Source organism: Xanthomonas sp. NCPPB 2586, assembly GCF_041475775.2.
Classification (GTDB): Bacteria; Pseudomonadota; Gammaproteobacteria; order Xanthomonadales; family Xanthomonadaceae; genus Xanthomonas; species Xanthomonas campestris.
In genome coordinates, this window is sequence record NZ_CM192981.1 from 1,676,439 (window position 1) to 1,703,230 (window position 26,792).

Consider the following 26,792-nt stretch of genomic DNA (forward strand, 5'->3'; position numbering starts at 1 on the left):
GAGAATTCAATGATCCTCAGCAAGTTTGCCCCGCTGTCCCTGGCGGTGGCCATCGCCGTGACGCTGTCCGCGTGCGGCGCCTCCGACGACACCAGCAAGCCGGCCGCCGCCGCACCTGCAGCGCCGACGCGCGTGGATGTGTCCAAGCTGGATGCGCCGATCGTGGCCTTCGGCAGCGGCGATCTGGATCCGGCCATTGCCGCATGCCAGGACCTCAACGGCTTCGTCAACGCCAAGTGGCTCAAGGCCAACCCGGTGCCGTCCGATCGCACCAGCTGGGGCAGTTTCGAAGTGCTGGCCGAGCGCTCGTTGACCATCCAGCACGCGCTGGTGGAACAACTGGCGCGCGGTAACCTGTCCGCAGGTTCGGTGGATGCCAAGATCGCCGACCTGTGGCGGACCGGCTCGGACGAGGCGGCCATCGACAAGGCCGGCATCACCCCGCTGCAGCCGCAGCTAAAAGCGATTGATGCGCTTAGCGATGCGCCGGCGATTGCCGCCTGGTTGCGCGACAGCTATGCCAAGGGCCAGGGCTTTTTGTTCTCGTTCGGCGCCAATGCCGACTACAAGAATTCCGAGCAGATGATTGCGTATGCGGGGCAGGGCGGTCTGGGCCTGCCGGAGAAGGGCTATTACACCGATCCGGCCCAGGCCAAGATCCGCGAACAGTACGTGGCCTATATCGCCCGCGTGCTGGAGCTGTCCGGCATTCCGGCAGCGCAGGCGGCCGAACAGGCCAAGGCGGTGATGGCGTTCGAGACGCAGCTGGCCAATGCCTCGCTCTCGCGCATCGAGCTGCGTGACCCAGCCAAGCGCTACAACCCGGTCGATGTGGCGGGCGCCAACGCGATCACGCCGCACTTCGATTGGCAGGCATTCTTCAGTGCACTGAAGGTGCCGGCCGGCACCTTCTCGCTGAGCCAGCCGGAGTATTTCCGCGCGCTGGACGGCATGCTCGTCAACACGCCGGTGGATACCTGGAAGGCATATCTGCGCTTCCACAGCATCGATGAGGCAGCGCCGTATCTGGCCAAGCCGTTCGAGCAGGCCAACTTCGATTTCTATGCCAAGACCCTGCGCGGGCAGCAGGACATGCTGCCGCGCTGGAAGCGCACCTTGAACGCGGTCAACGAGGCCATGGGCGAGGCACTGGGCCAGCTCTACGTGCAATCGGCATTCCCGGCCGAGTCAAAAGCGCAGATGCAGCAGCTGGTGCAGAACCTCTCCAACGCGCTGAAGGTGCGGCTGGAGAAGCTGGACTGGATGAGCGCGCAGACCAAGCAGCGTGCACTGGAAAAGTGGGCCAGCTTCACGCCCAAGATCGGCTATCCGGACCAGTGGCGTGATTGGAGCGGGCTGGAAACGCGGGGCGACGGGTTCCTGGCCAATATGCAGGCCGCGCAGGCGTTCAATTACCGCTACATGCTCGACAAGATCGGCAAGCCGGTGGACAAGCGCGAGTGGCATATGACGCCGCAGACGGTCAACGCGTACTACAACGCCACCCGCAACGAGATCGTGTTCCCGGCGGCGATTCTGCAGCCGCCGTTCTTCGATCCCAAGGCCGACCCGGCGCTCAATTACGGCGGCATCGGTGCGGTGATCGGGCACGAGATGATGCATGGCTACGACGACTCCGGCAGCCAGTTCGATGCCAAGGGCAACTTCGACACGTGGTGGACCGACGCCGACCGCAAGCTGTTCACCCAGCGCACCGATCAGCTGGTGGCGCAGTTCGATGGCTACGAGGCGATCCCCGGCGTGCACGTCAAAGGCAAGCTGACCCTGGGCGAAAACATCGGCGACCTGGGCGGCCTCACCGTGGCCTACGACGCGCTGCAGATGGCGTTGCAGGAACAGCCGGCCGCCAACAAGGAGATCGACGGCCATAGCCAGGACCAGCGCTTCTTCATGAACTGGGCCACGGTGTGGCGCCGCAACTTCACCGATGGCGAGCTGCGCGTGCGCCTCAACACCGATCCGCATGCGCCGGCCAACTTCCGCGCCAACGGCGCGCCGTCCAACATGCCGGCGTTCGCACAGGCGTTCCAGTGCAAGCCGGGCGATGCGATGGTGCGCGGCGACAAGGACCGCGTGGCGATCTGGTAAGCGTGATGGACCAGCGTGCAGGCGGCGACGGTCGCCTGCACGCGTTGCGCGCGGCATGCGCGCAAGGATGAGCCCGCTGCGATGCGCTGCGTCTGCACACCAGCCTGCTCGCAGAGCCTCTAGACTGCCGCGCACTTCAACGCGGAACCGGCAGTGACCAAACGCAAGATCTTCAAGTGGGCGGGCATCGGCGTGCTGGTGCTGGCGCTGGGCAGCGTGCTGTCGCTGTATGGCTACGGCCGCTTTGCCGATCGCGAGCGCGGCCCTGCCAGCCATGCCTTGCCGGTGGCGGCGCAGGCAACGCCAATCGACCAGGTGGTCGCTCCGTTGCAGCAGGCGCATGCCGGCAAGACCGGCATGGTGATCCTGTCCGACAACATCGATGCGTTTGCGGTGCGCGCGTTGACCGCGCGTGCGGCCGGCCGCAGCCTGGATCTGCAGTACTACATCTGGCATGCCGACTTCACCGGCAACCTGTTGCACAACGAATTGCTGCGTGCGGCCGACCGTGGCGTGCGCGTGCGCCTGTTGCTGGACGACATGAACATCCATGGCAGCGACTCGGTGCTGGCCGCGTTGGACAGCCATCCGCTGATCGAGATCCGCCTGTTCAACCCCACCCGTGCACGCGAGGGCACGCTGATGCGCGGCGTGGAAATGGTGCTGCGCATGTTCAGCATCAACCGACGCATGCACAACAAGGCGTGGATTGCCGATGGCCGCATCGCGGTGGTGGGTGGGCGCAATGTGGGCGACGAATATTTCGACGCCGCGCGCGACACCAACTTCATGGACATGGACGCGGCCTTGATCGGCCCGACGGTGCGTCAGTCCGAACAGGTGTTCGATGCCTACTGGAACAGCCCCAATGCATTGCCGCTGGCGGCGCTGGTCACCGCCAAGCCGCAGGCGCTGGAGCAACTGCGCGGCAGCCTGGACGCCGGGATGGCGTCGGTGGGCGCGCACCCGTACGTGGAGCGCCTGCGCCAATCGCCAAGCGTGCATGCCTTGATGCAGGGCAATCGCCCGGTGCATTGGGTGCAGCAGGCGCGCATCGTGGCCGACCCGCCGGAGAAGGCCGAAGGTGCGCCACCGCAACCGGACTGGATGACGCCGATCCTGATCGGCGAGATGGCCAACGCACGCCGCGAACTGAAATTGATCTCACCTTATTTCGTGCCCGGCGACGACGGCATGCGCTGGATCGGTGGCCTGCGCAAGCGCGATGTACGCGTCAGCGTATTGACCAATTCACTGGCCGCCAACGATGTCGTGGCCGTGCACAGCGGCTATGCGGACTACCGCATTCCGCTGCTGCAACAAGGCGTGCGCCTGCACGAGCTCAAGCCGATGGGGCGCCCGGATGGCAGCCTGTTCGGTTCCAGTGGTGCGAGCCTGCATACCAAGGCCTTCGTGGTGGACGACAGCGCCGGTTTCATCGGTTCGTTCAACCTGGACCCGCGGTCGATGAATCTCAACACCGAGATGGGCCTGCTATTCGAAGACCGCACCGTGACCGCGGAGCTGGAGCGGCTATACAACCACAAGGTGAGCGCGCCGGTGAGCTACCGGGTGACGTTGGAGCAGGGCGGATTGCGCTGGCACGACGATGCCGCGCAGCCACCGGCGGTGTGGACGCGCGAACCGGCCGCCAGTGTGTGGCGTCGCGGCGCGGCCAAGGTGTTGGGCTGGTTGCCGCTGGATTCGCAGTTGTAACTACGGGGAGAAACAGCTGGCGTAGCAGTGGGGGCAGGACTGCGTGCACTTTGCTGCGTGCCTGTTGGGCATTTACGACGTCGTACTGTCTTGCGCGTGGCGATCGCAATGACGTGCGTACGTTGACGGACGACCTGCCGGTACTGATTGCGCCTCTCGCTGGCTACGCGCAGGCGTGACGCGATGTGCCGTAAAGCCGGCACAGTGATGTCGCGATCGAAGAGCCGACCACGACGTTGCGCGAAGCACTTGGCGCAACCGCCAGCTTTCACCGCTGCCTGTCTCAGGCCGATGCATCGCTACTGCAGCTGTGTCACGATCTCCCGCGCCATCGCGCCAAGCGGCAGGATGCGGTCGGCACCGCCGCGTTTGATCGCTTCCTTGGGCATGCCGAACACGATGCTGGTGTGCTCGTCCTGCGCGATCGTGCGTGCGCCGGCCTGGCGCATTTCCAGCAGCCCGGCCGCACCGTCGTCGCCCATGCCGGTCATGATGATGCCGAGCGCATTGCTGCCGGCTGCGCGCGCGGCCGAGCGGAACAGCACATCGACCGACGGGCGATGCCGGTTCACCGGCGGGCCTTCCAGGACTTCGACGAAATATTGCGCGCCACTGCGGCGCAGCAGCAGATGCTTGCCGCCGGGTGCGATCAACGCGCGTCCCGGCATCACGCGGTCGTTGTTGGCGGCTTCTTTCACTGCGATCTGGCACAGGCCGTTGAGGCGTGCGGCAAACGCGGCGGTGAACTTCTCCGGCATGTGCTGCACGATCACGATGCCCGGGCACACGCGCGGCAAGGCGGTGAGCACTTCTTCCAGCGCCTGGGTGCCGCCGGTGGAGGTGCCGATGGCCACGATCCGCTCGGTGGTCTGCGCCAACGCACGGCCGGTTTGCGCAGGCAGGATCACATCGGCAGTGTGCTTGACCTCGGCTTCCAGCGGCGCGGCAGTGACGCGTGCGGCCAGGCGTTTGACGTTGGCACGCGCAGCGCTGCGCACGGTGGCCACCAGCTCGTCGGCCGAGTCGGTGAGGAACTGCTTGAGTCCCAGCCGCGGTTTGGTGACCACGGCCACTGCGCCGGCGGCCAGCGCATCCATCGTCACGCGCGCGCCTTTTTCGGTGAGCGTGGAGCAGATCACCACCGGGGTGGGGCGCTCGCTCATGATCTTGCGCAGGAAGGTGATGCCATCCATGCGCGGCATTTCCACATCCAGCACGATCACGTCCGGCCACTGCTGGCGCATTTTTTCGATGGCCAGCAACGGGTCGGCAGCGGTGGCGATGACCTCGATGCCGGGCGCTTCGTTGAGCACGCCCACCAGCACCTGGCGTACCACCGCCGAATCATCGACCACCATCGCCTTGATGGTCTGGGACTGCGGGATGGGGCGGTTGAACGCTGTGGACACGGTGGATCCCTGGCTCAGGCTTTACGGAAGATCGACGGTGCCACCTGGATGAGATCGATGTCGAGCTCGCTCAGGCTTTCCGAATGGCCGATGCAGAAGTGCCCGCCCGGTTTGAGGTTGGCCAGCACGCGCAGGATCACTTCGCGCTTGGTCTGGCCATTGAAATAAATCATCACGTTGCGCAGGAAGATCACATCGAAGCTGCCCAGCATCGGCAAGGCGGCGTTGAGATTGGCATGCACGAACTTGACCCGGTCACGCAGGCGGCGCTCCACCAGCAAGGTGCCGGCGTACTCGCCCTGGCCGCGCAGGCAGTAGCGCTTGAGATACGCCTGTGGAATGCCGTCGATGCGCTGCAGGGCGTAGTGGCCGGTGCGGGCCTTGGCCACCACGCGGCTGCTGATGTCGGTGCCGACCACCTCGAACGCACGGCCTTGCAGCGCGTCGTCGAGCACCATCGCCATGCTGTAGGCCTCTTCGCCGGTGGAACTGGCCGCGCTCCAGCAGCGCAGCGGCAGCCCACCACGGTGGTCGCCAGCCAGGCGGCGCAGCAGGTCGAAGTGCTTGGGCTCGCGGAAGAAATAGGTTTCGTTGGTGGTCAGCAGGTCGATCGCGGTCTGGATCTCGTCGCGATCCTGCCGGCTTTCCAGCAATTGCAGGTATTGGGTGTAGTTGTCGAACTGATGCTCGCGCAGGCGCTTGCCCAGCCGTCCGCACAACATGGCCTTCTTGCCGGAAGAAATGCTGATGCCGGCGGCTTCGAAAATGAAGCGCTGAAAGCGCCCGAATTCCTGTTCGGTGATCGCGGTCGACGTGCTCATGGGCTCAGACAAGGTCGGCATCAGTGGGAAGCTCGCTGCTGCAGAGACGGGCGATGCGGCTGGCGTGTTCGCGCCACCACTCCGACAACATCGGGCCCGGCATCGGGGAGGCCATCAGGTAGCCCTGGGCCAGGTCGCAGCCGAGTTCGCGGAGCAGGCGCCAGTCCTCCGGGGTTTCCACGCCCTCGGCCACGGCAGTGAGTTCCAGCCGGTGGGCCAGCTCCAGCGTGGATTCCAGCACGGTGCGCTGGCTGCGGCTGCGGTGCGCGGCATGCACGAAGCTGCGGTCGAGTTTGAGCTCGGTAAACGGGATGCTGGCCAGCCGCTGCAACGAGGAAAAGCCGGTGCCGTAATCGTCGATGGACAGGCCGAACCCATGCAGGCGCAGCCGCGCCAGCATGCTCAGCGCATTGGCCGGCTCCACGATGGCGCTTTCGGTGAGTTCCAGCACCAGGTCGGCCGGTGCCAGGCCGTTGTCGGCCAGCTTGGCGCACAGGTGTTCGAGAAAATCCTGCTCGCCGAGCAGATTGGGCGACAGGTTCAAGGCCAGCGTGAGTTGCAGGCCTTCGGCGCGCCAGTCGACCAGTTGCGCAACCGCCTTGTCGATCACCTGCTGGGTGAGTGCGTGGATCAAACCTTCGCGCTCGGCCAAGGGAATGAAGCGGTCCGGGCCGATCATGTCGCCTTGCGGGCGGCGCCAGCGCGCCAGGGCCTCAACGCCGCGCAGGCGGCCGTCGCGCAGGTCCAGCTTGGGCTGATAAGCCACGCGGATTTCGCCGCGGCGCATGGCGCGATCCAGCCGCGAGGCCGCCGCGCCGCCACTGGAGAGCAGCGGCGAGATCGGGGTGGACAGCGCGGTGGTTGTCTCGGCGAGCGGTTCGGGAATGCAGTCCAGCGTGGTGGCCAGGTCCTGCAGGCGCAGCGGTTTTTCCAGGCCGGCGAGCACGCGCACACCGGCGCTGCGGCTGAGTTGCATCACCGCATCGATCAGCGCGCCGCCGCGCTGCGAGACCACCACCACCGGCACGCTGTGCTGGCCGCGTGCCAGCGCATCGAGCAGCTGCACGCCGTCCATTCCCGGCATTTCCAGGTCGATCAACAGCAGCGATGGTGCGCTGGCGCGGCTCAGCCAGTCGAGCGCGGCATGGCCGTCGCCGGCACCTTCCACCACGCTGGCGCCCAATTGGCGGCACAGCGCCATGGCGTGTTCGCGCTGGACCACGCTGTCGTCGACCACCAGGACCGGGCCGGCCAGTGCGCAGTTGCAGGAAAGGAGTGGAGAGTGCATGAGAGTCCTGGCGTGCACGGAAAGAGTCAGGCCGCCAGCGCGGCGTCGGGCAGCTGCGCCGGCGCGTCGTTGGCCAGCACGGCGTCGGCATCCAGCAGGATCACGAAGCGCTCGTCGCGCTTGGCCATGCCGTGGATGAAATCGCGATGGATGCCGGCGCCGAAGCTGGGCGCATCGGCAATGTCGGCGGGCGCGATCTCCACCACTTCGCTGACCGCGTCCACCAGCAAGCCCAACACCTGCTGCTCACCGGCGCGTGCGATCTCCACGATCACGATGCAGCTGCGTTTGGTGATGGCGCTCGCACTGCGGCCAAAGCGCAGCTGTACGTCCATCACCGGCACCACCGCACCACGCAGGTTGATCACTCCACGCAGCGCCGGCGGCATCATCGGCACTTCGGTTGGAATTCGGTATTCAATGATTTCCTTGATGCCCAGGATGCCCAGGCCGAACATCTCACCGCCCAGCAGGAAGGTGAGGTATTGCTGGGGTGCGGGCATGGCGGGCGCGCCACCGGTCTCTACGCTGCGCTGTTGCATCGTCGATTCCTCAGAAGCTGGCGAACTGGGATTCGTCGATCACATCGGCGGCGACCGCCGCGCTGATCGGACGCACGTTGGCACGGCGCAGCGGCAGGCTGGCGGCAGGCGCAACCCGACGTTGCACCGGCTTGGCCGCCGGCACATTGCCACGCCCACCGTTGCCCAGCCGGAAGAAGCCCATCAACTGCTGCAACTGCTCGGCCTGCGCGCTCATCTCTTCCGAGGTGGCGGCCAGTTCTTCGGCATTGGCCGCGGCGGATTGGGTGGTCTGGTTCAACTGGCCCACCGCGGTGTTGATCTGGCTGACGCCGGCGGTCTGTTCTTCGGACGCTGCGGCAATCTCCTGCACCAGATCGGAGGTGCGGCGGATCGAAGGCACCATCTCGCCCAGCACGCGGCCGGCGCTTTCGGCCAGTTCCACGCTGGACCCAGCCACTTCGCCGATTTCCTGCGCGGCGATCTGGCTGCGCTCGGCCAGCTTGCGTACCTCTGCGGCCACCACCGCAAAGCCCTTGCCGTGTTCGCCGGCGCGTGCGGCTTCGATCGCGGCATTGAGCGCCAGCAGATTGGTCTGGTAGGCGATGTCGTCGATGATGCCGATCTTCTTGGCGATGTCCTTCATCGCCACCACCGTGGCGCGCACGGTGTCGCCACCGTCGGCCGCCTCGCTGGCAGCCTTGGCGGCCATGCTGTCGGTGACGCGGGCGTTTTCGGTGTTCTGTGCAATGGAAGCAGTCATCTGCTCAAGCGAGGCGCTGGTTTCTTCCACGCCGGCCGCCTGTTCGCTGGCGGCCTGGGCCAGTGCCTGCGCGGTGGCACTGACTTGTTCCGATGCGCTGGCTAGGTTCTCGGCGTTGCGGTTGACCTCATCGACGATCTCGGTGAGGCGGCTCATGGTGGTGTTGACGTAGCGCTGCATGTCGGCAAACGCGCCTTCATAGCGGCCTTCCACGGTGTGCGTGAGGTCGCCCTCGGCCATCGCGCCCATTACCTGGATCACCTCGGAGATGCTGCGCAGGTTGCCGCGTGCACGCTCTACGGTGTCGTTGATGAAGGCCTTCTTGCCGGGCAGCTGCGCCAGCGGCGCGTCGAAGTTGCCGCGGCCGAACTCTGCCACCACGCCCATTGCCAGCTTCTTGACCGCGATATGCGCACCCACCATTTCGTTGATGCCGGTGGCCATGCTGCGGAAGTCACCGTCGAAGCGCGCGGTATCGATCACCACATCGATGTCGCCGGCTTCGTGTTCGGCCGACATGTGGTTGATCTCGCGGATCAAGCCGGTGAGGTTGCCGCGCACCTGATCGATGGTCTCGTTGATGAAGCGCTTCTTGCCCGGCAGCTGCGGCAGTTGTGCGGTGAAGTTGCCGCGGCCGAACTCGGCCACGCAGGCGATGGCCTGCTTCTTGACCGCGATATGTCCTGCCACCATCGCATTGATGCCTTCGGCCATGCGACGGAAATCGCCGGTGAAGCGCTGCGTGTCGATCACGACGTCGATATCGCCGGCATCGTGTTCGACTGCCATGCGGTTGACTTCGGCGACCAGGCCGGTGAGGTTGCCGCGGATCTGGTCCACGACCTCGTTGATGAAGGCCTTCTTGCCGGGCAGGCGTTCCAGCTCGGCGGAAAAATTGCCGCGGGCGAATTCGGCCACGCAGGCCATGGCCTGCTTCTTTACCGCGATATGGCTGGCGACCATGCGGTTGATGCCGTCGCCCATGGCGCGGAAGTCACCATCGAACCGTGCCACATCGATGCGCGCATCGATCTCGCCGGCGTCGTGTTCGTGCGAGACACGGTTGATTTCGTCGTTGACGTGGCGGATGCCGCTCTGCACCTTGCGCAGGCCGCGCAGCACTTCACAGGCCTGCTCGTCGCGCACCTGCGGCAGGGCGACATCGAAGTTGCCGCGGGCGAAGGCGTCCAGCGTGGTGGTGGCGATCTCCAGCGAGCCGGTAGCGGTGCGGATCGACCAGGCCAGCAGCACACCGCTGGCGAGTGCGGCCAGCACGCTCGCCGCCAGCAGTGCAGCATGCGACAGCGTGAGTGCGAAGCCGGCAACCACCACCACAACCGGCAGGGCAATGGCGAAAGCGGCGGTGAACCACAGTTGGGTGGCGATCGGGAGACGGTGCGACATGGTGGCAGCTTCCTGGAGTCAGGGAACGACGTAGAACGGCGGCGTGGGAAGACGAGCGGCGGTTTGAACGGTCAGGCGGCCAGCGCGTCCTGGCCCGGATGCAGTTGCTGGATCAGACTGGGCACATCGAGAATCAGCGCGACCTCGCCGCTGCCGAGAATGCTCGAACCACTGATGCCCTTGACCTGCGCAAACACCTTGGACAATGGCTTGATCACGGTCTGCCATTCGCCCAACAAGGTGTCCACGACCAGCCCGAAGCGCTGCGCGCCCTGGCGGATGACCACGATGCTTTCGCGGGCCGGCCGCTTGCCGCCCAGCGCAAACAATTCCCGCAGGCGCACGTACGGCAGCACGCTGCCGCGCAGGTCGATGTAGTCGCTGGTGTAGTCGGGCGTGAACTCCACGCACTCTTCCACCACATCCAGTGGCACCACGAACACCGACTTGCCAATGCCCACCTGGAAGCCGTTGATGATCGCCAGCGTCAGCGGCAGCCGCACCGAAATGGTGGTGCCCACGCCGGCGGTGCTGTCGATATCCACGCAGCCGCGCAGCGCGGTGATGTTGCGCTTGACCACATCCATGCCCACACCGCGGCCGGACAGGTTGGTGACTTTTTCGGCAGTGGAAAAACCGGGCTCGAAGATCATCGCGAACACTTCGCGATCACTGAGCTGGCGGCCGGGTTCGACCAGGCCGCGTTCCAGCGCTTTGGCCAGTATCTTGTCGCGATTCAGCCCGCCACCGTCATCGGTGATCTGGATGACGATGCTGCCGGAATCGTGGAAGGCATTCAGGCCCACGGTGCCACGCGCCGGCTTGCCGTTGGCCACGCGCACGTCCGCCGGCTCGATGCCGTGGTCCATCGCATTGCGCACCAGGTGGGTGAGCGGGTCGCCGATCTTTTCCACCACCGACTTGTCCAGCTCGGTGTCTTCGCCGGCAACCACTAGCGCGATGTCCTTGCCCAGCTCGCGCGCCACATCGTGCACCACGCGCTGGAAGCGGCTGAAAGTGCCACCGATCTTGACCATGCGCAGTTGCAGTGCACTTTCGCGTACCTCTTCCACCAGGCCCGCCAGGATCGACGTGGATTCGAGCAGCTGCGCATCGCCGGTGCGCTGTGCATTGGTGCCGGTGCTGGCCACCGCGATGATCAACTCGCCAACCAGGTCGATCATGCGATCGAGCTTGTCGGCGTCCACGCGGATGGAGCGCGCTTCATTGGAACGTGGCGCAGTGTCGGCAGTCGTTGCAGCGGCGCGCGGTGTCGGCACCACTGCAATGGCCGGTGCCGGTGCGTGTACCGGTTCCGCAGTGACGGCGGCGGTCGCGGCGCTGGTGTCCAGTGGCGCGGGCACCGCGACGATCTCCAGGTCGCAGTCTTCGCGCACGAATTCGAACACGTCTTCAATTGCCGCGCGGTCGGCATCGCTGCGCAGCAGGATCTGGAATCCAAGGTAGTTGGCTTCAGGGTCGAGCTCCTCGAACACCGGCAATTTGCTGTAGTCGGTGCTGATCGATTCCACAGAGCCAAGCCCGCGCAGGTTGCGGATCAACTTCAATGGCGAGTTGCCAAAACGCAGCGCATCGGCAAACAGGGTCAGGTTGACGCGCCAGTAACCGCTTTGTTTTTCCGGCGTGCTGCGCTGCGCGTCGCTGACAGTTGCGCCGCAAACGCTGCCTTGCAGGTAGGTTTGCAATTGCGCCAGCAGGGGCTCGGCTTCGGCGGCCAATGCAGCGGGATCGGCATGGCTGGGGTCGGCGGCGGTCTCCACCAATGCATGGATGTGGTCGCAGCACACCAGCAGCAAGGCGATCAGTTCCGACTGCAGCGCCACCGATTCTTCGCGCACCAGATCCAGCACGCTTTCCACCAAATGGGTGAAGCCCACCAGCTGCGGCAGATCGAACAGACCGCCGGAGCCCTTGATGGTGTGCGCCGCACGGAAGATCGCGTTCACCGCATCCGGCGAGGACTCGCCACGCTCGGCCTGTAACAGGTGACGTTCCATGTCTTCGAGCAGATCCCGGCTCTCGGCCAGGAAGGTCTGCATCAGCTGGTTCATGTCCATGCGCGTCACCTGTCCGTGTTAATGAATTCGTTCGCCCAGACCGGTGGCGGCGTGCGGGTACAGCGCTTCCAGCAGGCCCAGCAGTTCGATCACATCGACCACGGCGCGGCTTGAGTCGGTCAACACAAACGGGCGTCCGTCAGCCTGCACCGCCTGCTTGGTGGCGAGCAGCAGCTGCAGGCCAGTGGTGTCGATCTCGCTGACCGCAGCCAGGTCCAGACGCACGCCACCCGGATGCGCCAGCGCCGGCTGCAGCAATGGCTTGAGCTCGGCAGCGCGACGGATGGTCATCTCGCCTTCGAGGGCAAGCGTGAGCGGGGCGGGTAGATCCAACGAAAAGATGTCCATTGCGGCCTCGTGAAGCGATGACACGTGCGTGGCATGACGCGGAGAAGTTCTCACCTCGACATCGGCTTCACGCGCTACCAAGTAAGCCCAAGTCGTGTCGGTCTATGCAGGTATCGGCGCGTGACAGAAATATTTAGGCCGAATTCAGCCAAGCGGCCGATTTGCGATGCGCATCACTGCGTGGGCGTTAACCGCTCAGGTTTGCGATGACGTGATTCGTGCTGCTTGTCGGCTGAGTCTGCTTTTAAGCGAGCGCTGCGACGGCATGGTGTTTTGGTTGCCATCAAAGGCGCATGCAGTTTCAAGGCATGCGTGATTGCTGTGCATGCGAAAAGCCTGCCTGTTGAGCACGCTAGTGATGGCTGACATGGATGTCTGACACAAGGTTCCGCGGCGAGCAGCACTCATTGCCCATGTCTGCGTCTGTATAGAGTGCGGCCAACGCGCAGCGCGGTTTTGCGAAACGCAGCTTGCTCGGTTGCGCTGCTCTGCTGCAGGCGATTGCCGCTGCACGCTTTCATGATCGCGCAGTACAGATGCACCGCGATCAGGCGCTGGGTTCAATCGTGGTTTGTGCCTGCGATGCTGGCGGGCAGTGCCTTGCACTGGGCATTCAATGCGCCAAAACAGGCCAAGGTAGATCGCTGATTACCGTCGGCGCGTTGCACAGTGCGTGCGCGGCCTTCAACACCACAGCTGCAGCGTGCCCGTGCAGTGCGCCCCAGCAGGGCGCACTGCACGGTGCAACCCCTCAGCGCGGTGCCAGGGCCGTCAGCAGCCCACGTGCCGCATTGAAGCGGTCGGCAGCCTCGGGCAACGGCAGCTTGATGCGCAGTTTGTCCGGGCCATCCATGGTGTAGATCTTCGGCTGCTTCTGGATCATCTGGATCACGGTCATCGGGTCGATCGACGGCTTGGCCTCGAACACCAGGCGGCCGCCATTCTCGCCAAGATCCAGCTTGCGCACACCCAAGGCATTGGCCTGCAACTTGAGCTCGGCGATCGCGAACAGGTGCTTGACCGGGTCTGGCAGCAGGCCGAAGCGGTCGATCATTTCCACCTGCAGCTCGCGCAAGGCATCGCTGTCGCGGGCACTGGAAATGCGCTTGTACAGCGTCAGGCGCGTGTGTACATCCGGCAGGTAGTCCTCGGGAATCAGCGAGGCCACGTGCAGTTCCACCTCGGCGCCGCGCACTTCTTCGCCGGCATCCAGGTCGGGCAGCTTGCCCTGGCGGATGCTGCGCACCGCGCGTTCCAGCAGTTCGGTGTACAGGCTGAAACCCACCTCGGCCATCTGCCCGCTCTGGTCCTCGCCCAGCAGCTCGCCGGCACCACGAATCTCCAGATCGTGCGTGGCCAGGGTGAAGCCGGCGCCCAGTTCGTCCATGGAGGCAATCGCTTCCAGGCGCTTTTCTGCATCGGAGGTCATCGAGCGGCGGTCCGGCACCACCAGGTACGCATAGGCGCGGTGATGCGAGCGACCGACGCGGCCACGCAACTGATGCAACTGTGCCAAGCCAAAGCGATCGGCACGATTGATGATGATGGTGTTGGCGTTGGGAATGTCGATGCCCGATTCGATGATCGTGGTCGACAGCAGCACGTTGAAGCGCTGCTTCTGGAAATCCAGCATCACCCGTTCCAGCTCGCGCTCGGGCATCTGCCCATGCGCGATGCCGATGCGCGCTTCCGGCACCAGCTCGGAGAGGTCGCGCTGCATGCGCACGATGCTTTCCACATCGTTGTGCAGGAAATACAGCTGGCCACCGCGACTGAGTTCGCGCTGGAACGCCTCGCGCAGCAGGGTGTTGTCCCAGGCGGTGATGAAGGTCTGCACCGCGAGCCGGTTCGGCGGCGGCGTAGCGATGATGGACAGATCGCGCAGCCCGGCCATGGCCATGTTGAGCGTGCGCGGGATCGGCGTGGCGGTGAGCGTGAGTAGATGCACGTTGGCGCGCATCGCCTTGAGCGCTTCTTTCTGACGCACGCCGAAGCGCTGTTCTTCGTCGACCACGACCAGGCCGAGATCCTTGAACTTCACGTCCGGCTGCAGCAGCCGGTGCGTGCCGATGATCACGTCGATATCGCCGCTGGCCACTTTTTCCAGCTCGGCCTTGATCTCCTTGGTGCTCTTGAAGCGCGACAGCACTTCCACCTTCATCGGGTAGTCGGCGAAGCGGTCGCGGAAGTTGCGGTAATGCTGTTCGGCCAGCAGCGTGGTCGGCACCAGCACGGCGACCTGCTTGCCGGCACTGGCCGCGGCGAACGCGGCGCGCACCGCGACCTCGGTCTTGCCGAAGCCGACATCGCCGCAGACCACGCGGTCCATCGGCTGGCTGCTGCCCAGATCGCGCAAGGTGGCATCGATCGCGGCCAACTGGTCGGTGGTTTCCTCGAACGGAAAGCCCGCCGCGAATGGTTCGTACATCGCGCGGTCCACCTGCAGGGCCAGGCCTGCGCGCGCGCGGCGGCGCGCCTGGATTTCCAGCAATTCGGCGGCGACATCGCGCACCTTTTCCGCGGCCTTGCGCTTGGCCTTGGTCCACTGCTCGCCACCCAGCGAATGCAGCGGCGCGGTGTCGGCCGAGGCACCGGAATAGCGGCTGATCAGGTGCAGCTGCGCTACCGGCACATACAGCCGGTCGCCCTTGGCGTATTCGATTTCCAGAAACTCGCCAGGCATGCCGCCGGCGTCGAGCACGATGAGGCCGCGGTAGCGGCCCACGCCGTGGTCTTCATGCACGATCGGCGCGCCTTCGGAGAGCTCGCCCAGGTCGCGGATGATCGCTTCCGGCTCGCGGCCCACGCGGCGCGTGCGGCGCGGTTGGTTGGCCCGCTCCGGGAACAACTGGCGCTCGGTCAGCACCGCAATCTGCGGCGTGTCCAATGCAAAGCCGTCTTCCAGCGGCGCCACGGTGATGCCGAAGCGCAGTTTGGTCGCGGCCAGGAACGCGGGCAGGTCGGCCACGACATCCGGCTTCAACTGCGCGGCGGCCAGCACTTCCATCAAGGCTTCGCGGCGGCCGGCCGAATCGGCGGCCACCAGCACCCGGCCGGGGTAATGGCCCAGGAACGAGGCCAGGGCCTGCCCGGCAGGCGCATCCTTGGCGGCGACCGGCAGCGGCGGCAACGGCTGGTCGCCCAGCGGCGCGGCCTCGTCGATACGCGGATGGTCGGCCGGCCACACTTCGATGCGCGCCAGCTTGTTGAGCCGCTCGCGCAAGGCATCCGGTGACTGGTACAGCTCATCGGGCGGCAGCAGCGGGCGTTCCACATCGTGGCGGCGCTGCTCGTAACGGTTTTGCGCCTGCAGCCAGAAGGCATCGGCCGCATTGGAGACGCCGGTGGCGATCAGCGGCAGCGCGCGCGTGTCCAGATAATCGAACAGCGTGGCGGTCTTGCTGAAGAACATCGGCAGGTAATACTCGACGCCCGACGGTGCGATGCCGGACTTCAGATCCTGATACAGCGCACTGCGCCGCGTATCCACGTCGAAGCGTTCGCGCAGGCAGGCGAGCACGCGCTCCACGCTGGCATCGTCCATCGGCACTTCGCGGCCGGGCAGCATCTTGACCGCGTCCACCTTGTCCAGCGAGCGCTGCGATTCCGGGTCGAAGGCGCGGATGGAATCGATATCCTCATCCAGCAGCTCAATTCGCAACGGGGTGTCGGCGCCCATAGGAAATACATCCAGCAGGCCGCCGCGCACTGCGAAATCGCCCGGGTCCATCACCTGCGGCACGTTGCGGTAGCCGGCGCTTTCCAGACGGCGTTTTTCCGCGTCCAGATCCAGACGCTGGCCAACCGTGAGATCGAAGCTGCCACCGACGATGTAGCTCAGCGGCGCCAGCTGTTGCAGCAAGGTTTGCACCGGCACGATCACCACCCCACGGGTCAGACCGGGCAAGCGATGCAGGGCCGCCAGGCGCTGGCTGATGATTTCCGGGTGCGGGCTGAACTGGTCGTAGGGCAGGGTTTCCCAATCGGGAAACGGCACCACCGGCAGCGTGGACGCGTCACCCAGCAGGGCATGCAGATCGGCTTCGATCTGATGCGCGCTCTGGTTGTCGCGGGCAATCACCAGCACCGGGCCGGCATGCGCTTCGGCAGCGCGTGCAATCGACCAGGCCAGGGCCGTCGGAGACGACGGAGCGCGCCAGTAGGCGCGGAGCTGGCCGGACTTGGGCAGCGGCGGAGAAGGGAAGGTAGGCGACGGCATCAGCCGGCGATTTTATCAGAGCGCCGCCAGGGGCCGGTCCATCTGGCGTGAAAGCTGCCGGCCTGGCCTGGCCTGCCGGGCTTCGGCGTCGTGCGATGGGGAGGGCGGGCAAGGGCCCTTGCTGCGACGTTCCAGAGTTGGGTGGGCTGCGACTGGCCTATCCGCATTCTCTAGTGCGCTTCCAGGTATGCGGGATTGCTCGTCTTGGCAGTCAACAGCCGAGTTGGTCGAGGGCGCGGTGCCCTCGCCGCTTGCGGGATACGCCGTAAATCCGTCCATGGAAGCTCAGTGGCAGCATCCATGCCGCCACATGGTCCCGCAAGCGGCGAGGACACCGCGCCTGACGGTGTACAGGCAGCTTTTTGGGGATGCCAGGCTAAGAGCAGCTATCAAAACGACTGCGCAGCCGCCGGGCGGGCGCGGCCGGTGCTCGGAATCGGCCTGTACCCACGTACATTCCGGTTCCTCCGCGCCGTCCGCACCCACCCGACGACTGCTCGCGACTTTTTGTTAGCCGCTCTAAGTCACCTGTTATCGGGGGCTTGTGGCGGCGCCTTTGCGAAACCTTGGGCGGCGCTCAGGCCGGCGGTGGAACTCACGTGCTGTCCCGCAATGCAGGGCATGCCATGCGAACACCCAGCACGCCCAGCCACCGCTTCAAAACAAATCCCAACTCCCGAATCCCCAATCCCCGCCCCTCAAGCATCCAGCTCCAGCACCATGCGCACCAGTTCCGGGGAATCCGGGTGGGGCTGCGGCTTGAAGCCCAGCGATTCGGCCAGCTGCAGCATCGGCAGGTTGCTTTGCAACACATCGCCGTACAGGCAATCGAGGTATTTGCGGCGCGCCCATTTCACCAGTTTGCGCATCAGTTGGCGGCCCAGCCCCTGGCCGGCCACAAAGCTGCTGACCAGGATGGTGTACTCGGCCTGGCGGGTGCCCGGCACCAGCGCGGCACGTGCGACGGCGCCCACCAGCGCTTCGCCGGGCGGCAACTGCTCGGCCGCCACCAACACGATCTCGCTCTTGGGGTTGGGGTGGGTGAGGCGTTGCACCATTTCGGGGGTGATTTCCGCCGAGGAGCGCACGAAACGGGCGCGGATCTCTTCCGGGCCCAACAGGCTGAAGGCTCCCTGCAGCGGCGGGCCGTCCTCGGGACGGATCGGGCGAAGCAGGAGCGTGCGGCCATTGGGCAGACTGAAATTTTCATGCCAGGGAGGCATGCGATTGCGGATGGCCATGACCGGGTGTTCCTTGAAGATCGGAAGATTCTGGCACCAGCCCAGCGCACAACCGTGAATGATTCCGGTGCGCCGCTGGGGGCCGTATGCGGGGGTGGCAGTGCTTCCCACGGCACTCTACCGAGCGATGCCGTGAGCCAGTCGTGACGCCGGGCGCCAACGCGGCCTAGCCCTCCTGGCGCAGCCACTCCAGCCGGGTCGAGGCACCGGCTTCGCCAAGGTGCGCCTTGAGCGCGGGCAGCGCCGGGGCCAGCACCTGGTCGAACTGCCAGGGGGCATTGACGATCAACAGGCCGCTGCCGGTCAGGCGCAGCGGTGAATCGTCCGGATGCACCTGCAGTTCGGCCATCAGCACCGACTTGGCGGGCAGCGCGGCGGCCTTGCGCATGAACGGCTGCAGGCTGCGACGCAGCTTGATCGGGTACCACACCATGCAGATCGCCTGCGGCCAACGCGCCAGCGCTTCGCGCACGCTGGCGATCACCTGCGGGTATTCGGCACCCTGTGATTCATAGGGTGGGTCGATCAGGACCAGGCCGCGGCCGATCTTGACCTCGCCGGCCCGCGGCGGCAGGAAGGCGCGGATCGCCGCATAGCCATCGCCGGCATGCACACGCACGCGGCTGTCGTTGGCGAACAGGGTCTTCAGCGCCTGGGCTTCGTCGGGCTGCAGTTCGCAGAACGCCATGCGGTCCTGCGCGCGTAGCGCCTGCGCCGCCAGCAGCGGCGAGCCGGGGTAGTGATTGATCTGGATGCCGGCGGTGGGCCGGGCCGCTTTCTGGCCGGGCAAGGCCGGGCGTGCGACGGCGGCGTTGTCGGCCTGCACCGCGCGCAGATAGCGTTCCACCACCTCCGGCAGCGTGGCTTCGGCCATCAACCGCATGACGCCGGCATCGGCTTCGTTGGTCTTGCGGCTCTCTTCGCCACCGAGCTGGTAGCGGCCACGGCCCGCGTGGGTATCCAGCACGAAGAACGGGGTGTCCTTGCGCTTGAGGGTGTCGATCAGCGCCAGCAAGGCGATGTGCTTGAGCACGTCGGCGTGGTTGCCGGCATGGAAGGCGTGGCGATAGTTCATCGCGGCAGTGTAGAGGGTGCGCGGTGGTTTGCGCTGTGCCAGGTGCGGTGGCGGTTTACGCCGGGTGGGGCGCAGCGAGGCGGGCGGGCGCCGGGGTGAGCGCGCCTGCAACGCCTCGGCGCCGCAAGGTGCAGCCAGCGTGGTGTGGTCGATGATTGCCCGCAGCGGACGTGCACGGTGGCCCGCGTGCTATTGGCCGCGCCGGCATGCGGCTATGCTGCGCGCCATGTCCGAGACCCCCACCCGTGTCCTTGTCGTCGAGGACGAAACCGCCATTGCCGACACCGTGCTGTACGCCTTGCGCAGCGAGGGCTACGTGCCCGAGCACTGCCTGTTGGGGCGCGAGGCGCTGGAGCGGCTGCGCAACGATCCCGCTGACCTGGTGGTGCTGGACGTGGGCCTGCCGGATATCAACGGCTTCGAGGTCTGCCGCACGCTGCGTGGTTTCAGCGAAGTGCCGGTGATCTTCCTGACCGCACGCAACGACGAGATCGACCGCGTGCTGGGCCTGGAACTCGGTGCCGACGACTACATGGCCAAGCCGTTTTCGCCGCGCGAGCTGGTGGCGCGGGTGCGCGCACGGCTGCGCCGGCGCAGCGTGGCCGTGGCCCAGGCCGAACCGGGCTGGCAGCCGCACGGCGCGTTCGCGATTGATCGCGACGGCAGCCGCATCCGCTACGGCGAGACGCTGTTGCCGCTGACGCGCTACGAATACGCGCTGCTGGCCGCGCTGCTGCAACGGCCCGGCGCCATCCTCAGCCGCACCCAGCTGATGGACCGCGGCTGGGATGCCAGCGCCGACAGCGCCGACCGCACCGTGGACACCCACATCAAGACGCTGCGCGCCAAACTGCGCCAGGCCGGCGTGCCGGCCGACCCGATCCGCACCCACCGTGGCCTTGGCTACGCACTGGAGGTCTGAGGATGGGTGCCGTGTTTCAGAAGCCGGCGGTCGGGGTGGTCGAGCGTGCTGGTTTGCGTGGTCGGCGTGGGCTGACAGAAGTGAACGGCCTGGCGGGCGGGCGCGATGTGTTCGCGCTGTCTTGCGTCGGCCATCATCAGGCGCGTGCGGAGGAGATCGACGTTGCGTGCCCCCGCAGTGCCGCAATTGCGCGATCCCTATGCACGCCCACCTTGCGTTCGTCGCTCCTGGCACAGACGCAAACGGCGCTGGCCGCATCCATGCCAAATGCGTCGGCTGCTGACGGCTACTTGACCACGCGGTGGTCGACCAACGACCACACACCTGCGTGCGCGGCCAACGGGATTCGGTGCTGACATGCGGCTCGGACTCAAGCTGTTTCTCGGGTTTTTTCTGATCGTCGGGCTGGCCGCGTTCTTCGTGATGCGGGTGTTCGTCAACGAGGTCAAGCCGGGCGTGCGCCAGGCGATGGAATCCACGCTGGTGGATGCGGCCAACGTGCTGGCCGAGATGGCCAGCCCCGAGCTCGCGGCCGGGCAGATTGCCACCGGCCGCTTTGCGCGCCACCTTGCACAGGCCCAGCAGCGCGACCCCAAGGCCTGGGTGTGGCGCTTCCGCAAGAACAACGTGGATTACCGCGTCACCGTGACCGATGCGCGTGGTGTGGTGGTGTTCGATTCGCTGGGTCGCGACGTCGGCCGCGACAACTCGCGCTGGAACGATGTCTACCGCACCTTGCGCGGCGAATACGGCGCGCGCTCCAGTCCGGAGCTGGATGGCACCCCCGGCGCCACGGTGATGCATGTGGCCGCACCGATCTATGCGCCTGACGCACCGGGCACACTGATCGGCGTGCTCACGCTGGCGCAGCCTAACCGCAGCATCGACCCCTTCATCGAAGCCAGCCAGCGCAACATCCTGCAACGGGGCGCCTGGTTGATCGGCATTTCCGCATTGATCGGCATCGGCATGACCTGGTGGCTGATGCGCGGCATCGGCCGGTTGAATCGCTACGCGCAGGCGGTGAGCGCGGGCATCCCGGTGCCGCCGCCCAAGCCGCGCGGCGATGAAATCGGCGACCTGGGCCAGGCGCTGGAAACCATGCGCCGCAAGCTGGAGGGCAAGGCCTACGTCGAGCACTACGTGCAATCGCTGACGCACGAGATGAAAAGCCCGCTGGCGGCCATTCGTGGCGCCTCGGAGCTGTTGACCGAGCCATTGCCGGAGGCCGACCGCCAGCATTTTGTGGCCAGCATCCGCGCCCAGGAGCAGCGCCTGACTGAAACCATCGACAAGCTGCTCGCCCTGGCCGAGGTCGAACAACACGGCTGGCTGCAGACCCGTGCGCGCGTGGCCGTGCCTGGCGTGTTGCACGCTGCGGTGGACGCGGTATTGCTGCGCGCCGCTGGCGCCGGCGTGCTGGTGGAGCTCGATGCGGCAAGCATGGCCGCCAGCGACCAGACCGTGCTCGGCGATGCCTTCCTGCTGCGGCAGGCCGTGATCAACCTGCTGGAAAACGCCATCGCCTTCTCGCCGGACGGCGGCACCGTGCAGCTGCGCACGCAGCGGGAGGACGGGCAGGTGCAGCTGTTGGTCGAAGACCGCGGCAGTGGCGTGCCCGATTACGCGATCGAACGCGTGTTCGAGCGGTTCTATTCGCTGGCGCGCCCGCAGACCGGGCAACGCAGTTCCGGCCTGGGCTTGCCGTTCGTGCGTGAGGTGGCCCGCCTGCACGGCGGCGACGTGCGCCTGCGCAATCGCGACGGTGGCGGTGCGATCGCCACCTTGCGATTGCCCACAGGCTGATCTGCACCGCAACGCCGCCCACTTCACATTCGCTTCAAATTCGCCTCAAACCCTGGACACCGAGGGCGCTCACCCTGACCACCTCCCAGACTGAGGATGGTCGATGAAATCCCTGAAACTGCTGTTGCGCTTCGCCACCGTTGGTGGGTTGATCCTGCTGTTGCTGATCCCGTTGTTGTTGATCCGCGGCGCGGTGCAGGACCGCGCGCGCTACCGCGACGAGGCGGTGGAGCGGGTGTCCAAAAGCAAGGCCGGCGAGCAGCAATTCATCGCGCCGGTGCGTGTGCTGCCCTATACCGAGCAGGTGCAGGTGAACGAGCCGGACGAGCAGGGCAACCAGCGCAAGGTGTGGCGCGCGCAGGGGGGGGCGCTGCTGCAGACGCCGCGCGCGCTCAAGATCAGCGGCGAGATGGTGCCCTCGGTGCGCGAGGTGGGGATCTACCGCGTGCAGGTGTATTCGTGGAAGGCAACGCTGCACGCCGAATACTACCCGTTCGAGTACGCCGCCGCGCCTACCCGCGTGTATGGCCAACCGTATCTGACGGTGGGCATTTCCGATGTGCGTGGGCTGGTGGGCACGCCCAGCCTGCGCGTGGATGGCCGGGCGCTGACGCTGGAAGGCGGTGCAGGCACGCTGGCCGGGCGGACCTCGGGCATCCATGCCGCGCTCAAGCCGGTGAGCGATGCAACTGCCGGGACGCTGCAGGACGGCAATGTGGTGGACATGCAGTTCGTGCTGGATGGCACGCGCCGGCTGGCGATCGCGCCGATCGGCGACACCAACGACATCGCGCTGCGCTCGGGTTGGCAGCATCCGTCCTTCGGTGGGCAGTTCCTGCCGAATGCGCCGAGCATCGGGCCGAAGGGCTTCGATGCCACCTGGTCGTTGTCGGCGCTGGCCACCGGCGCACAGACGCAGCTGCAGTCGGATGCGAGCGCGCTGGACATGCTGGAAGTGCGGCTGGTCGACCCGGTGGACGTGTATACCCAGGCCGATCGCGCCAGCAAGTACGGCATCCTGTTCGTGGTGCTGACCTTCGTGGCGTTTGTGTTGTTCGAGCTGATCAAGCGGCTGCCGATCCACCCGGTGCAATACCTGCTGGTGGGCCTGGCGCTGGCGATTTTCTTCCTGCTGCTGCTCAGCCTGTCCGAGCGCATCGCCTTCTGGCAGGCGTACCTGGTCTCGGCGGTGGCGTGTATTGGGCTGCAGTGCGTGTACCTGTCTGGTGTGTTGCGCAGCTGGGCGCGGGCCGGCGGGTTTTCGGTGATGCTCACTGCGCTGTACGGGGTGCTTTACAGCTTGCTGATCTCCGAAGACAACGCGTTGCTGATGGGATCGTTGCTGCTGTTCGGCATCCTGGCCTGCATCATGTGGGTAACCCGCAAGCTCGATTGGTACGAGCTTGGCAACAGCCTGCGCTGAGGTCGGCATGCTGATGCGCTCTCAGCTACACCGGCGGGCGCAGCGGTTGCTGCCCGCCGGGATCGAAACGGTGGCGCTGCTGTCCGCAGCGCCGCCCCACCAATGGGAATGCTCGCCGCTGTCCGCCTTGCCGCTGCCTGCAGCGGGGCGGCGTGGATGGATCGGCATGGCGCTGCACGCCCGCACCGCCGAGGATGTGCGCCGCGATGGCGCCAACGCACTACAGCAGCTGCAGTGCGCTGCGCCACGGCCGCCACTGCGCCAGTACCTGCCATGGCAGCGGCTGAGCAACGGCAGCTACTGGGCCCGCAGTAGCGATGCATTACTCGGCGCGCTGTTGGCGGTGGAAGATGCGGCCGTTTGGTTGCTGTGGCAGCAGTCCGCCGCTGCGGCCTGCACACGGAGCTGGCTGCGATGAGCGGCGCGGTTTGCAGGCGAGTTGTCTGTTACGCGCGGCTGCAGCAGGCAGCGCACCGTGTCGCCCGCTTACAGTGCGGTGGCGCATGCGTCACAGGACGCCTGCGGTGATCTGGGCGGCCGTAGTGATCTTTGTGGTTGCGGTGTTGACGCTGGCGTTGGTGGCCAGCGCCAGCTGGCGGGTGTTCGGTGGGTGCGTCGCCTGCGTCTGCGTGCTCTTGCCGGTGTTGTTGTTCGGCACCTTGATGCTGCAGCCCGGCGCCGGGCAGGATGCGTTCGCGTCGGCAGTGGCGGTGGAAGCTGCGATTTGCCTGCAGTTGGCCGCGGACGCCGCGTGCCTCCTGGCAGCGCCCCTGGGGCTGTTGGGCCGGCGCATGCTGGCGTGGCAGGCCGCGCGTGGAGCCGGCACGGCCGGCTGAGCGCACGCGCTGCAGCCATGGCTAGAATGCACCCATGCCTACTCCCACCATCAAGGCACTGCGCGGCAGCGCCATCACGCCGTTTCTGGACGACCTGGCGCGGCTGCGCAGTGTGGTCTTCCGCGCCTGGCCGTATCTCTACGACGGCGACCCCGCCTACGAGCGCGACTACCTGGCCGCCTATGCGGCCTCGCCAGACAGTGTGTTCGTGCTGGCGCGCGATGGCGATGCGGTGATCGGCGCCTCCACCGGCCTGCCTTTGCTGGACGATAGCGCGGCCTTCCATGCGCCGTTCCGCGCGGCAGGCATCGACCCGGCCAGCGTGTTTTATTTCGGCGAATCGGTGCTGCTGCCGGACTATCGCGGGCAGGGCATCGGGCACGCTTTTTTCGACCAGCGCGAAGCACACGCGCGTGCGCTTGGGCGGTTTGCCCTGACCGCGTTCTGCTCGGTCCAGCGCGACCCGCACGACACGCGCCGCCCGGCCGATTACCGGCCCAACGATGCGTTCTGGCGCAAGCGCGGCTATGCGCCGCAGCCCGGCATGCAGGTGCGGCTGGAGTGGGCGGAGTTGCAACACGGGGAGATCGACCACAGTTTGGAGGTGTGGACGCGCGCGCTGCAGGCGTAAGGCTGCTGCGCCACCTCCGCATCACCCACCCCACGTACGCATCGCAGGACGCTCACCCGATGAAGATTGCCGTTGCCAAATACCCGATCGGCAAGCCGGCCGATTTCGCTGCCTTCGCTGCAGGCCAGACAGCGTTGGTGGGCGAGGCCGCGGCAGCCGGTGCACGCGTGCTGGTGCTGCCGGAATATCTGTCGCTGGAGCTGGGCGCCACGTTCGGTACGCAGATTTCGGCCGGTTTGCCGGAGTCGCTGGCAGCGATCCAGGCGCTGCGCCCGCAGTGGATGGCGTTGTTCGCCGGGCTGGCCCGACAGCATGCGGTGCATTTGATCGCCGGCAGTTTCCTGTTGGAGGTTGGCAGCGGCCGTTACCGCAACCGCAGCGATTGGTTCACCCCCGACGGCACGCATGGCTGGCAGGACAAGTTGCAGCTCACCGGGTTCGAAAAGGCCACCGGCGTGATCGACCCAGGCGATGCGCTGAAGGTGTTCGAGCTGGATGGCGTGCGTGCGGCGATCGCCATCTGCTACGACAGCGAATTCCCGTTGCCGGTGCGCGCGCAGTACGAGGCCGGTGCGCGTTTGCTGATCGTGCCCAGCTGCACCGACACTGCCGCCGGTGCGATGCGCGTGCGCGTGGGTTGCCTGGCGCGTGCGCTGGAAAACCGCGTGTTCGTTGCGCAGTCGGTCACCGCCGGTGAGGCGCCGTGGAGCCCGGCGCTGGACGTCAATACCGGCGAGGCTGCGGTGTTCGCGCCGATGGATGTGGGCTTTCCGGCCGATGGCGTGCTGGCGCAGACCCAGGGCGCGCAGGTGTGGGCGTATGCGGAGCTGGATTTTGACGCGTTCGCGGGCAGCCGTGCGCAGGCCCAGGTGGCCAATGACCGCGATTGGCCCGGTCAATTGGCTGCTCACGTGACGCGTGCGAAGCTGGTTGGGTTCGATTGATCCAAGACGACCGATAGCCCCCGGGCGCTGCCGGCCGGTGGATGCGTAGCGCTTCCCATGCGCGCCGCGCCACCGGCCACGCGCCCGTGGGAGTCAGCCGCCTGGCAACTCCCGCCCGCCACCGACCAGGTCACCCATGTCCAAGAAAACCTTGATCCCGCATAGCGTCCGCCTGGAATTTGCGCCTGGCGCGCTGGTGCACAGCAATCTTTCCGGCGCTGCCTTCACCGACGATTGGCTGTGGGTGGCCGGCGATGAAGCCTGTGCGGTGGACCGCCTGCGCACGCTCGCCCCGCTGCAGCGCGAGACGCTGCGCTTTGGCGAAGGCCAGAGCTTTCCGCTGGCGGAGTTGCTGGATCTGCCCGGCGAAGCAGCCGAGGAAGCCGACCTGGAAGGCCTGGCACTTTCCGACGGCTTTTTGTGGGTGATCGGCTCGCATGGGCTCAAGCGCAAGAACGCCAAGCCTGGCCGCGACGATGCCGAAAATGCCAAGCGGCTGACCAAGCTCAAGCTCGATGCCAACCGCCGCCTGCTGGCCTGCCTGCCGATCGAGCGCGCTGCCGATGGCACGCCCACGCTGGTGCGCGAATCCGCCGACGGCCGCCGCGCGCTGCGGCTCAAGGGCGACGCCAAGCACAACCAGCTCACCGCGCTGCTGGAAGACGACCCGCATTTCGGGCCGTTTTTGAAGATTCCCGGCAAGGACAACGGCTTCGACATCGAAGGCATCGTGGTGGACGGCCAGCGCCTGCTACTGGGCCTGCGTGGCCCGGTGTTGCGTGGGTGGTCGGCGCTGCTGGAGATCCAGGTGGAAGCACATGGCGATCATCTGCGCCTTGCCCCGCTGGATGAAGAGGGCACGCTGCTGCGCAAGCACTTCCTGCAACTGGGCGGGCTGGGCGTGCGTGACCTGCACTATTCCGGTGACGACCTGTATCTGCTGGCCGGGCCCAGCATGGTGCTCAATGGCGAGATCCGCCTGTTCAAGTGGCCGGATGCGCGCAGCGTGCTGGCCGCCAACCAGGCGCCGGTGCGCTTCCAGCGCGAGCTGCTCAAGTCGGTGGTGCTGCCGCACGGCGAAGACAGCGACCGCGCCGAAGCCATCTGCAACCTGCCGCGCCAGTTGGCCGGCAACACGCCAAGCTGGCTGGTGCTCTACGACGCCCCCGGCGCCAAGCGCAGCGGCGGCGATTGCGTGGTCTACGGCGACCTGCTGCGCAACACCTGAGCGGGCGGGC

At 66.3% G+C, this 26,792-nt stretch carries 20 protein-coding genes and 1 other RNA gene; 11 read left to right on the forward strand and 10 right to left on the reverse strand.

Translation table 11 applies throughout. The features are described from left to right. Positions 1-9 precede the first annotated feature (9 nt). Together ACCQ09_RS07090 and ACCQ09_RS07095 are read left to right on the forward strand one after the other, a co-directional pair. On the forward strand, positions 10-2,109 hold the full coding sequence (locus tag ACCQ09_RS07090; protein ID WP_228427981.1) for a M13 family metallopeptidase: 2,100 nt from the start codon (positions 10-12) through the stop codon (positions 2,107-2,109). Positions 2,110-2,262: 153 nt separating this feature from the next. Further along, positions 2,263-3,825, forward strand: coding sequence for a phospholipase D family protein (locus ACCQ09_RS07095; RefSeq protein WP_040940964.1), 1,563 nt, complete (start codon positions 2,263-2,265; stop codon positions 3,823-3,825). Positions 3,826-4,124: 299 nt separating this feature from the next. Here ACCQ09_RS07095 and ACCQ09_RS07100 read toward each other — a convergent pair whose 3' ends face one another. The 8 genes from ACCQ09_RS07100 to mfd form a co-directional block, all read right to left on the reverse strand. Beyond that, positions 4,125-5,252 (reverse strand): protein-glutamate methylesterase/protein-glutamine glutaminase, encoded by a 1,128-nt coding sequence (locus ACCQ09_RS07100; protein WP_012437834.1) that lies wholly within the window; start codon positions 5,250-5,252, stop codon positions 4,125-4,127. Then, positions 5,249-6,055 (reverse strand): CheR family methyltransferase, encoded by an 807-nt coding sequence (locus tag ACCQ09_RS07105; protein ID WP_014508387.1) that lies wholly within the window; start codon positions 6,053-6,055, stop codon positions 5,249-5,251. Before ACCQ09_RS07105 ends, ACCQ09_RS07100 begins: the two co-directional genes overlap by 4 nt. Positions 6,056-6,059: 4 nt before the next feature. Continuing rightward, positions 6,060-7,343, reverse strand: a complete 1,284-nt coding sequence (locus ACCQ09_RS07110) for an EAL domain-containing response regulator (RefSeq protein ID WP_012437835.1) — start codon at positions 7,341-7,343, stop codon at positions 6,060-6,062. 26 nt (positions 7,344-7,369) lie between these two features. Then, the gene (locus ACCQ09_RS07115; protein WP_011037832.1) at positions 7,370-7,885 is read right to left on the reverse strand and encodes a chemotaxis protein CheW; all 516 of its coding nucleotides are present in this window, start codon (positions 7,883-7,885) and stop codon (positions 7,370-7,372) included. Between the two features lie 10 nt (positions 7,886-7,895). Further along, the gene (locus ACCQ09_RS07120; protein WP_019237476.1) at positions 7,896-10,031 is read right to left on the reverse strand and encodes a methyl-accepting chemotaxis protein; all 2,136 of its coding nucleotides are present in this window, start codon (positions 10,029-10,031) and stop codon (positions 7,896-7,898) included. 71 nt (positions 10,032-10,102) lie between these two features. Then, entirely contained in the window at positions 10,103-12,109 is a 2,007-nt protein-coding gene (locus ACCQ09_RS07125) for a chemotaxis protein CheA (protein ID WP_011269604.1), read from the reverse strand. 18 nt (positions 12,110-12,127) lie between these two features. Further along, entirely contained in the window at positions 12,128-12,457 is a 330-nt protein-coding gene (locus ACCQ09_RS07130; protein WP_011037829.1) for an STAS domain-containing protein, read from the reverse strand. Positions 12,458-13,208: 751 nt separating this feature from the next. After that, entirely contained in the window at positions 13,209-16,676 is a 3,468-nt protein-coding gene (gene mfd, locus ACCQ09_RS07135) for a transcription-repair coupling factor (protein ID WP_040940965.1), read from the reverse strand. A 441-nt stretch (positions 16,677-17,117) separates the two neighbouring features. On the opposite strand from mfd, the gene ACCQ09_RS07140 reads away from it, so the two are divergent. After that, a non-coding RNA gene (locus ACCQ09_RS07140) (sX9 sRNA) lies at positions 17,118-17,192 on the forward strand. A 182-nt stretch (positions 17,193-17,374) separates the two neighbouring features. Here ACCQ09_RS07140 and ACCQ09_RS07145 read toward each other — a convergent pair. Continuing rightward, positions 17,375-17,917, reverse strand: coding sequence for a GNAT family N-acetyltransferase (locus ACCQ09_RS07145; RefSeq protein ID WP_011037827.1), 543 nt, complete (start codon positions 17,915-17,917; stop codon positions 17,375-17,377). 166 nt (positions 17,918-18,083) lie between these two features. Then, positions 18,084-18,992, reverse strand: a complete 909-nt coding sequence (locus ACCQ09_RS07150; protein WP_040940966.1) for a 23S rRNA (adenine(2030)-N(6))-methyltransferase RlmJ — start codon at positions 18,990-18,992, stop codon at positions 18,084-18,086. A gap of 214 nt (positions 18,993-19,206) precedes the next feature. On the opposite strand from ACCQ09_RS07150, the gene creB reads away from it, so the two are divergent. From creB to ACCQ09_RS07190, 8 genes are all read left to right on the forward strand, one after another. Further along, on the forward strand, positions 19,207-19,914 hold the full coding sequence (gene creB, locus ACCQ09_RS07155) for a two-component system response regulator CreB (RefSeq protein ID WP_197708532.1): 708 nt from the start codon (positions 19,207-19,209) through the stop codon (positions 19,912-19,914). Positions 19,915-20,271: 357 nt separating this feature from the next. Next, the gene (gene creC, locus ACCQ09_RS07160; RefSeq protein ID WP_040940968.1) at positions 20,272-21,720 is read left to right on the forward strand and encodes a two-component system sensor histidine kinase CreC; all 1,449 of its coding nucleotides are present in this window, start codon (positions 20,272-20,274) and stop codon (positions 21,718-21,720) included. Between the two features lie 103 nt (positions 21,721-21,823). Beyond that, positions 21,824-23,143 carry a cell envelope integrity protein CreD gene (gene creD, locus ACCQ09_RS07165; RefSeq protein WP_228427978.1) on the forward strand — a complete coding sequence of 440 codons (1,320 nt, stop codon included), beginning with the start codon at positions 21,824-21,826 and terminating at the stop codon, positions 23,141-23,143. 7 nt (positions 23,144-23,150) lie between these two features. Continuing rightward, positions 23,151-23,561, forward strand: a complete 411-nt coding sequence (locus tag ACCQ09_RS07170) for a hypothetical protein (RefSeq protein WP_012437844.1) — start codon at positions 23,151-23,153, stop codon at positions 23,559-23,561. 85 nt (positions 23,562-23,646) lie between these two features. After that, positions 23,647-23,979 carry a hypothetical protein gene (locus ACCQ09_RS07175; protein ID WP_228427974.1) on the forward strand — a complete coding sequence of 111 codons (333 nt, stop codon included), beginning with the start codon at positions 23,647-23,649 and terminating at the stop codon, positions 23,977-23,979. A 34-nt stretch (positions 23,980-24,013) separates the two neighbouring features. Then, on the forward strand, positions 24,014-24,610 hold the full coding sequence (locus tag ACCQ09_RS07180) for a GNAT family N-acetyltransferase (RefSeq protein ID WP_012437846.1): 597 nt from the start codon (positions 24,014-24,016) through the stop codon (positions 24,608-24,610). Between the two features lie 59 nt (positions 24,611-24,669). Beyond that, complete coding sequence (locus ACCQ09_RS07185; RefSeq protein ID WP_011037818.1) at positions 24,670-25,554, forward strand: carbon-nitrogen hydrolase family protein; 885 nt, start codon at positions 24,670-24,672, stop codon at positions 25,552-25,554. A 136-nt stretch (positions 25,555-25,690) separates the two neighbouring features. Next, on the forward strand, positions 25,691-26,782 hold the full coding sequence (locus ACCQ09_RS07190) for a DUF3616 domain-containing protein (protein ID WP_228427973.1): 1,092 nt from the start codon (positions 25,691-25,693) through the stop codon (positions 26,780-26,782). Positions 26,783-26,792 lie beyond the last annotated feature (10 nt).

Coding starts and splice junctions, on each gene's coding strand:
- ACCQ09_RS07090 (WP_228427981.1), top strand. CDS start 10: ATGATCCTCAGCAAGTTTGCCCCGCTGTCCCTGGCGGTGGCCATCGCC.
- ACCQ09_RS07105 (WP_014508387.1), bottom strand. CDS start 6,055: ATGAGCACGTCGACCGCGATCACCGAACAGGAATTCGGGCGCTTTCAG.
- ACCQ09_RS07110 (WP_012437835.1), bottom strand. CDS start 7,343: ATGCACTCTCCACTCCTTTCCTGCAACTGCGCACTGGCCGGCCCGGTC.
- ACCQ09_RS07115 (WP_011037832.1), bottom strand. CDS start 7,885: ATGCAACAGCGCAGCGTAGAGACCGGTGGCGCGCCCGCCATGCCCGCA.
- ACCQ09_RS07120 (WP_019237476.1), bottom strand. CDS start 10,031: ATGTCGCACCGTCTCCCGATCGCCACCCAACTGTGGTTCACCGCCGCT.
- ACCQ09_RS07125 (WP_011269604.1), bottom strand. CDS start 12,109: ATGGACATGAACCAGCTGATGCAGACCTTCCTGGCCGAGAGCCGGGAT.
- ACCQ09_RS07130 (WP_011037829.1), bottom strand. CDS start 12,457: ATGGACATCTTTTCGTTGGATCTACCCGCCCCGCTCACGCTTGCCCTC.
- mfd (WP_040940965.1), bottom strand. CDS start 16,676: ATGCCGTCGCCTACCTTCCCTTCTCCGCCGCTGCCCAAGTCCGGCCAG.
- ACCQ09_RS07145 (WP_011037827.1), bottom strand. CDS start 17,917: ATGGCCATCCGCAATCGCATGCCTCCCTGGCATGAAAATTTCAGTCTG.
- ACCQ09_RS07150 (WP_040940966.1), bottom strand. CDS start 18,992: ATGAACTATCGCCACGCCTTCCATGCCGGCAACCACGCCGACGTGCTC.
- creB (WP_197708532.1), top strand. CDS start 19,207: ATGCTGCGCGCCATGTCCGAGACCCCCACCCGTGTCCTTGTCGTCGAG.
- creC (WP_040940968.1), top strand. CDS start 20,272: ATGCGGCTCGGACTCAAGCTGTTTCTCGGGTTTTTTCTGATCGTCGGG.
- creD (WP_228427978.1), top strand. CDS start 21,824: ATGAAATCCCTGAAACTGCTGTTGCGCTTCGCCACCGTTGGTGGGTTG.
- ACCQ09_RS07170 (WP_012437844.1), top strand. CDS start 23,151: ATGCTGATGCGCTCTCAGCTACACCGGCGGGCGCAGCGGTTGCTGCCC.
- ACCQ09_RS07175 (WP_228427974.1), top strand. CDS start 23,647: ATGCGTCACAGGACGCCTGCGGTGATCTGGGCGGCCGTAGTGATCTTT.
- ACCQ09_RS07180 (WP_012437846.1), top strand. CDS start 24,014: ATGCCTACTCCCACCATCAAGGCACTGCGCGGCAGCGCCATCACGCCG.
- ACCQ09_RS07185 (WP_011037818.1), top strand. CDS start 24,670: ATGAAGATTGCCGTTGCCAAATACCCGATCGGCAAGCCGGCCGATTTC.
- ACCQ09_RS07190 (WP_228427973.1), top strand. CDS start 25,691: ATGTCCAAGAAAACCTTGATCCCGCATAGCGTCCGCCTGGAATTTGCG.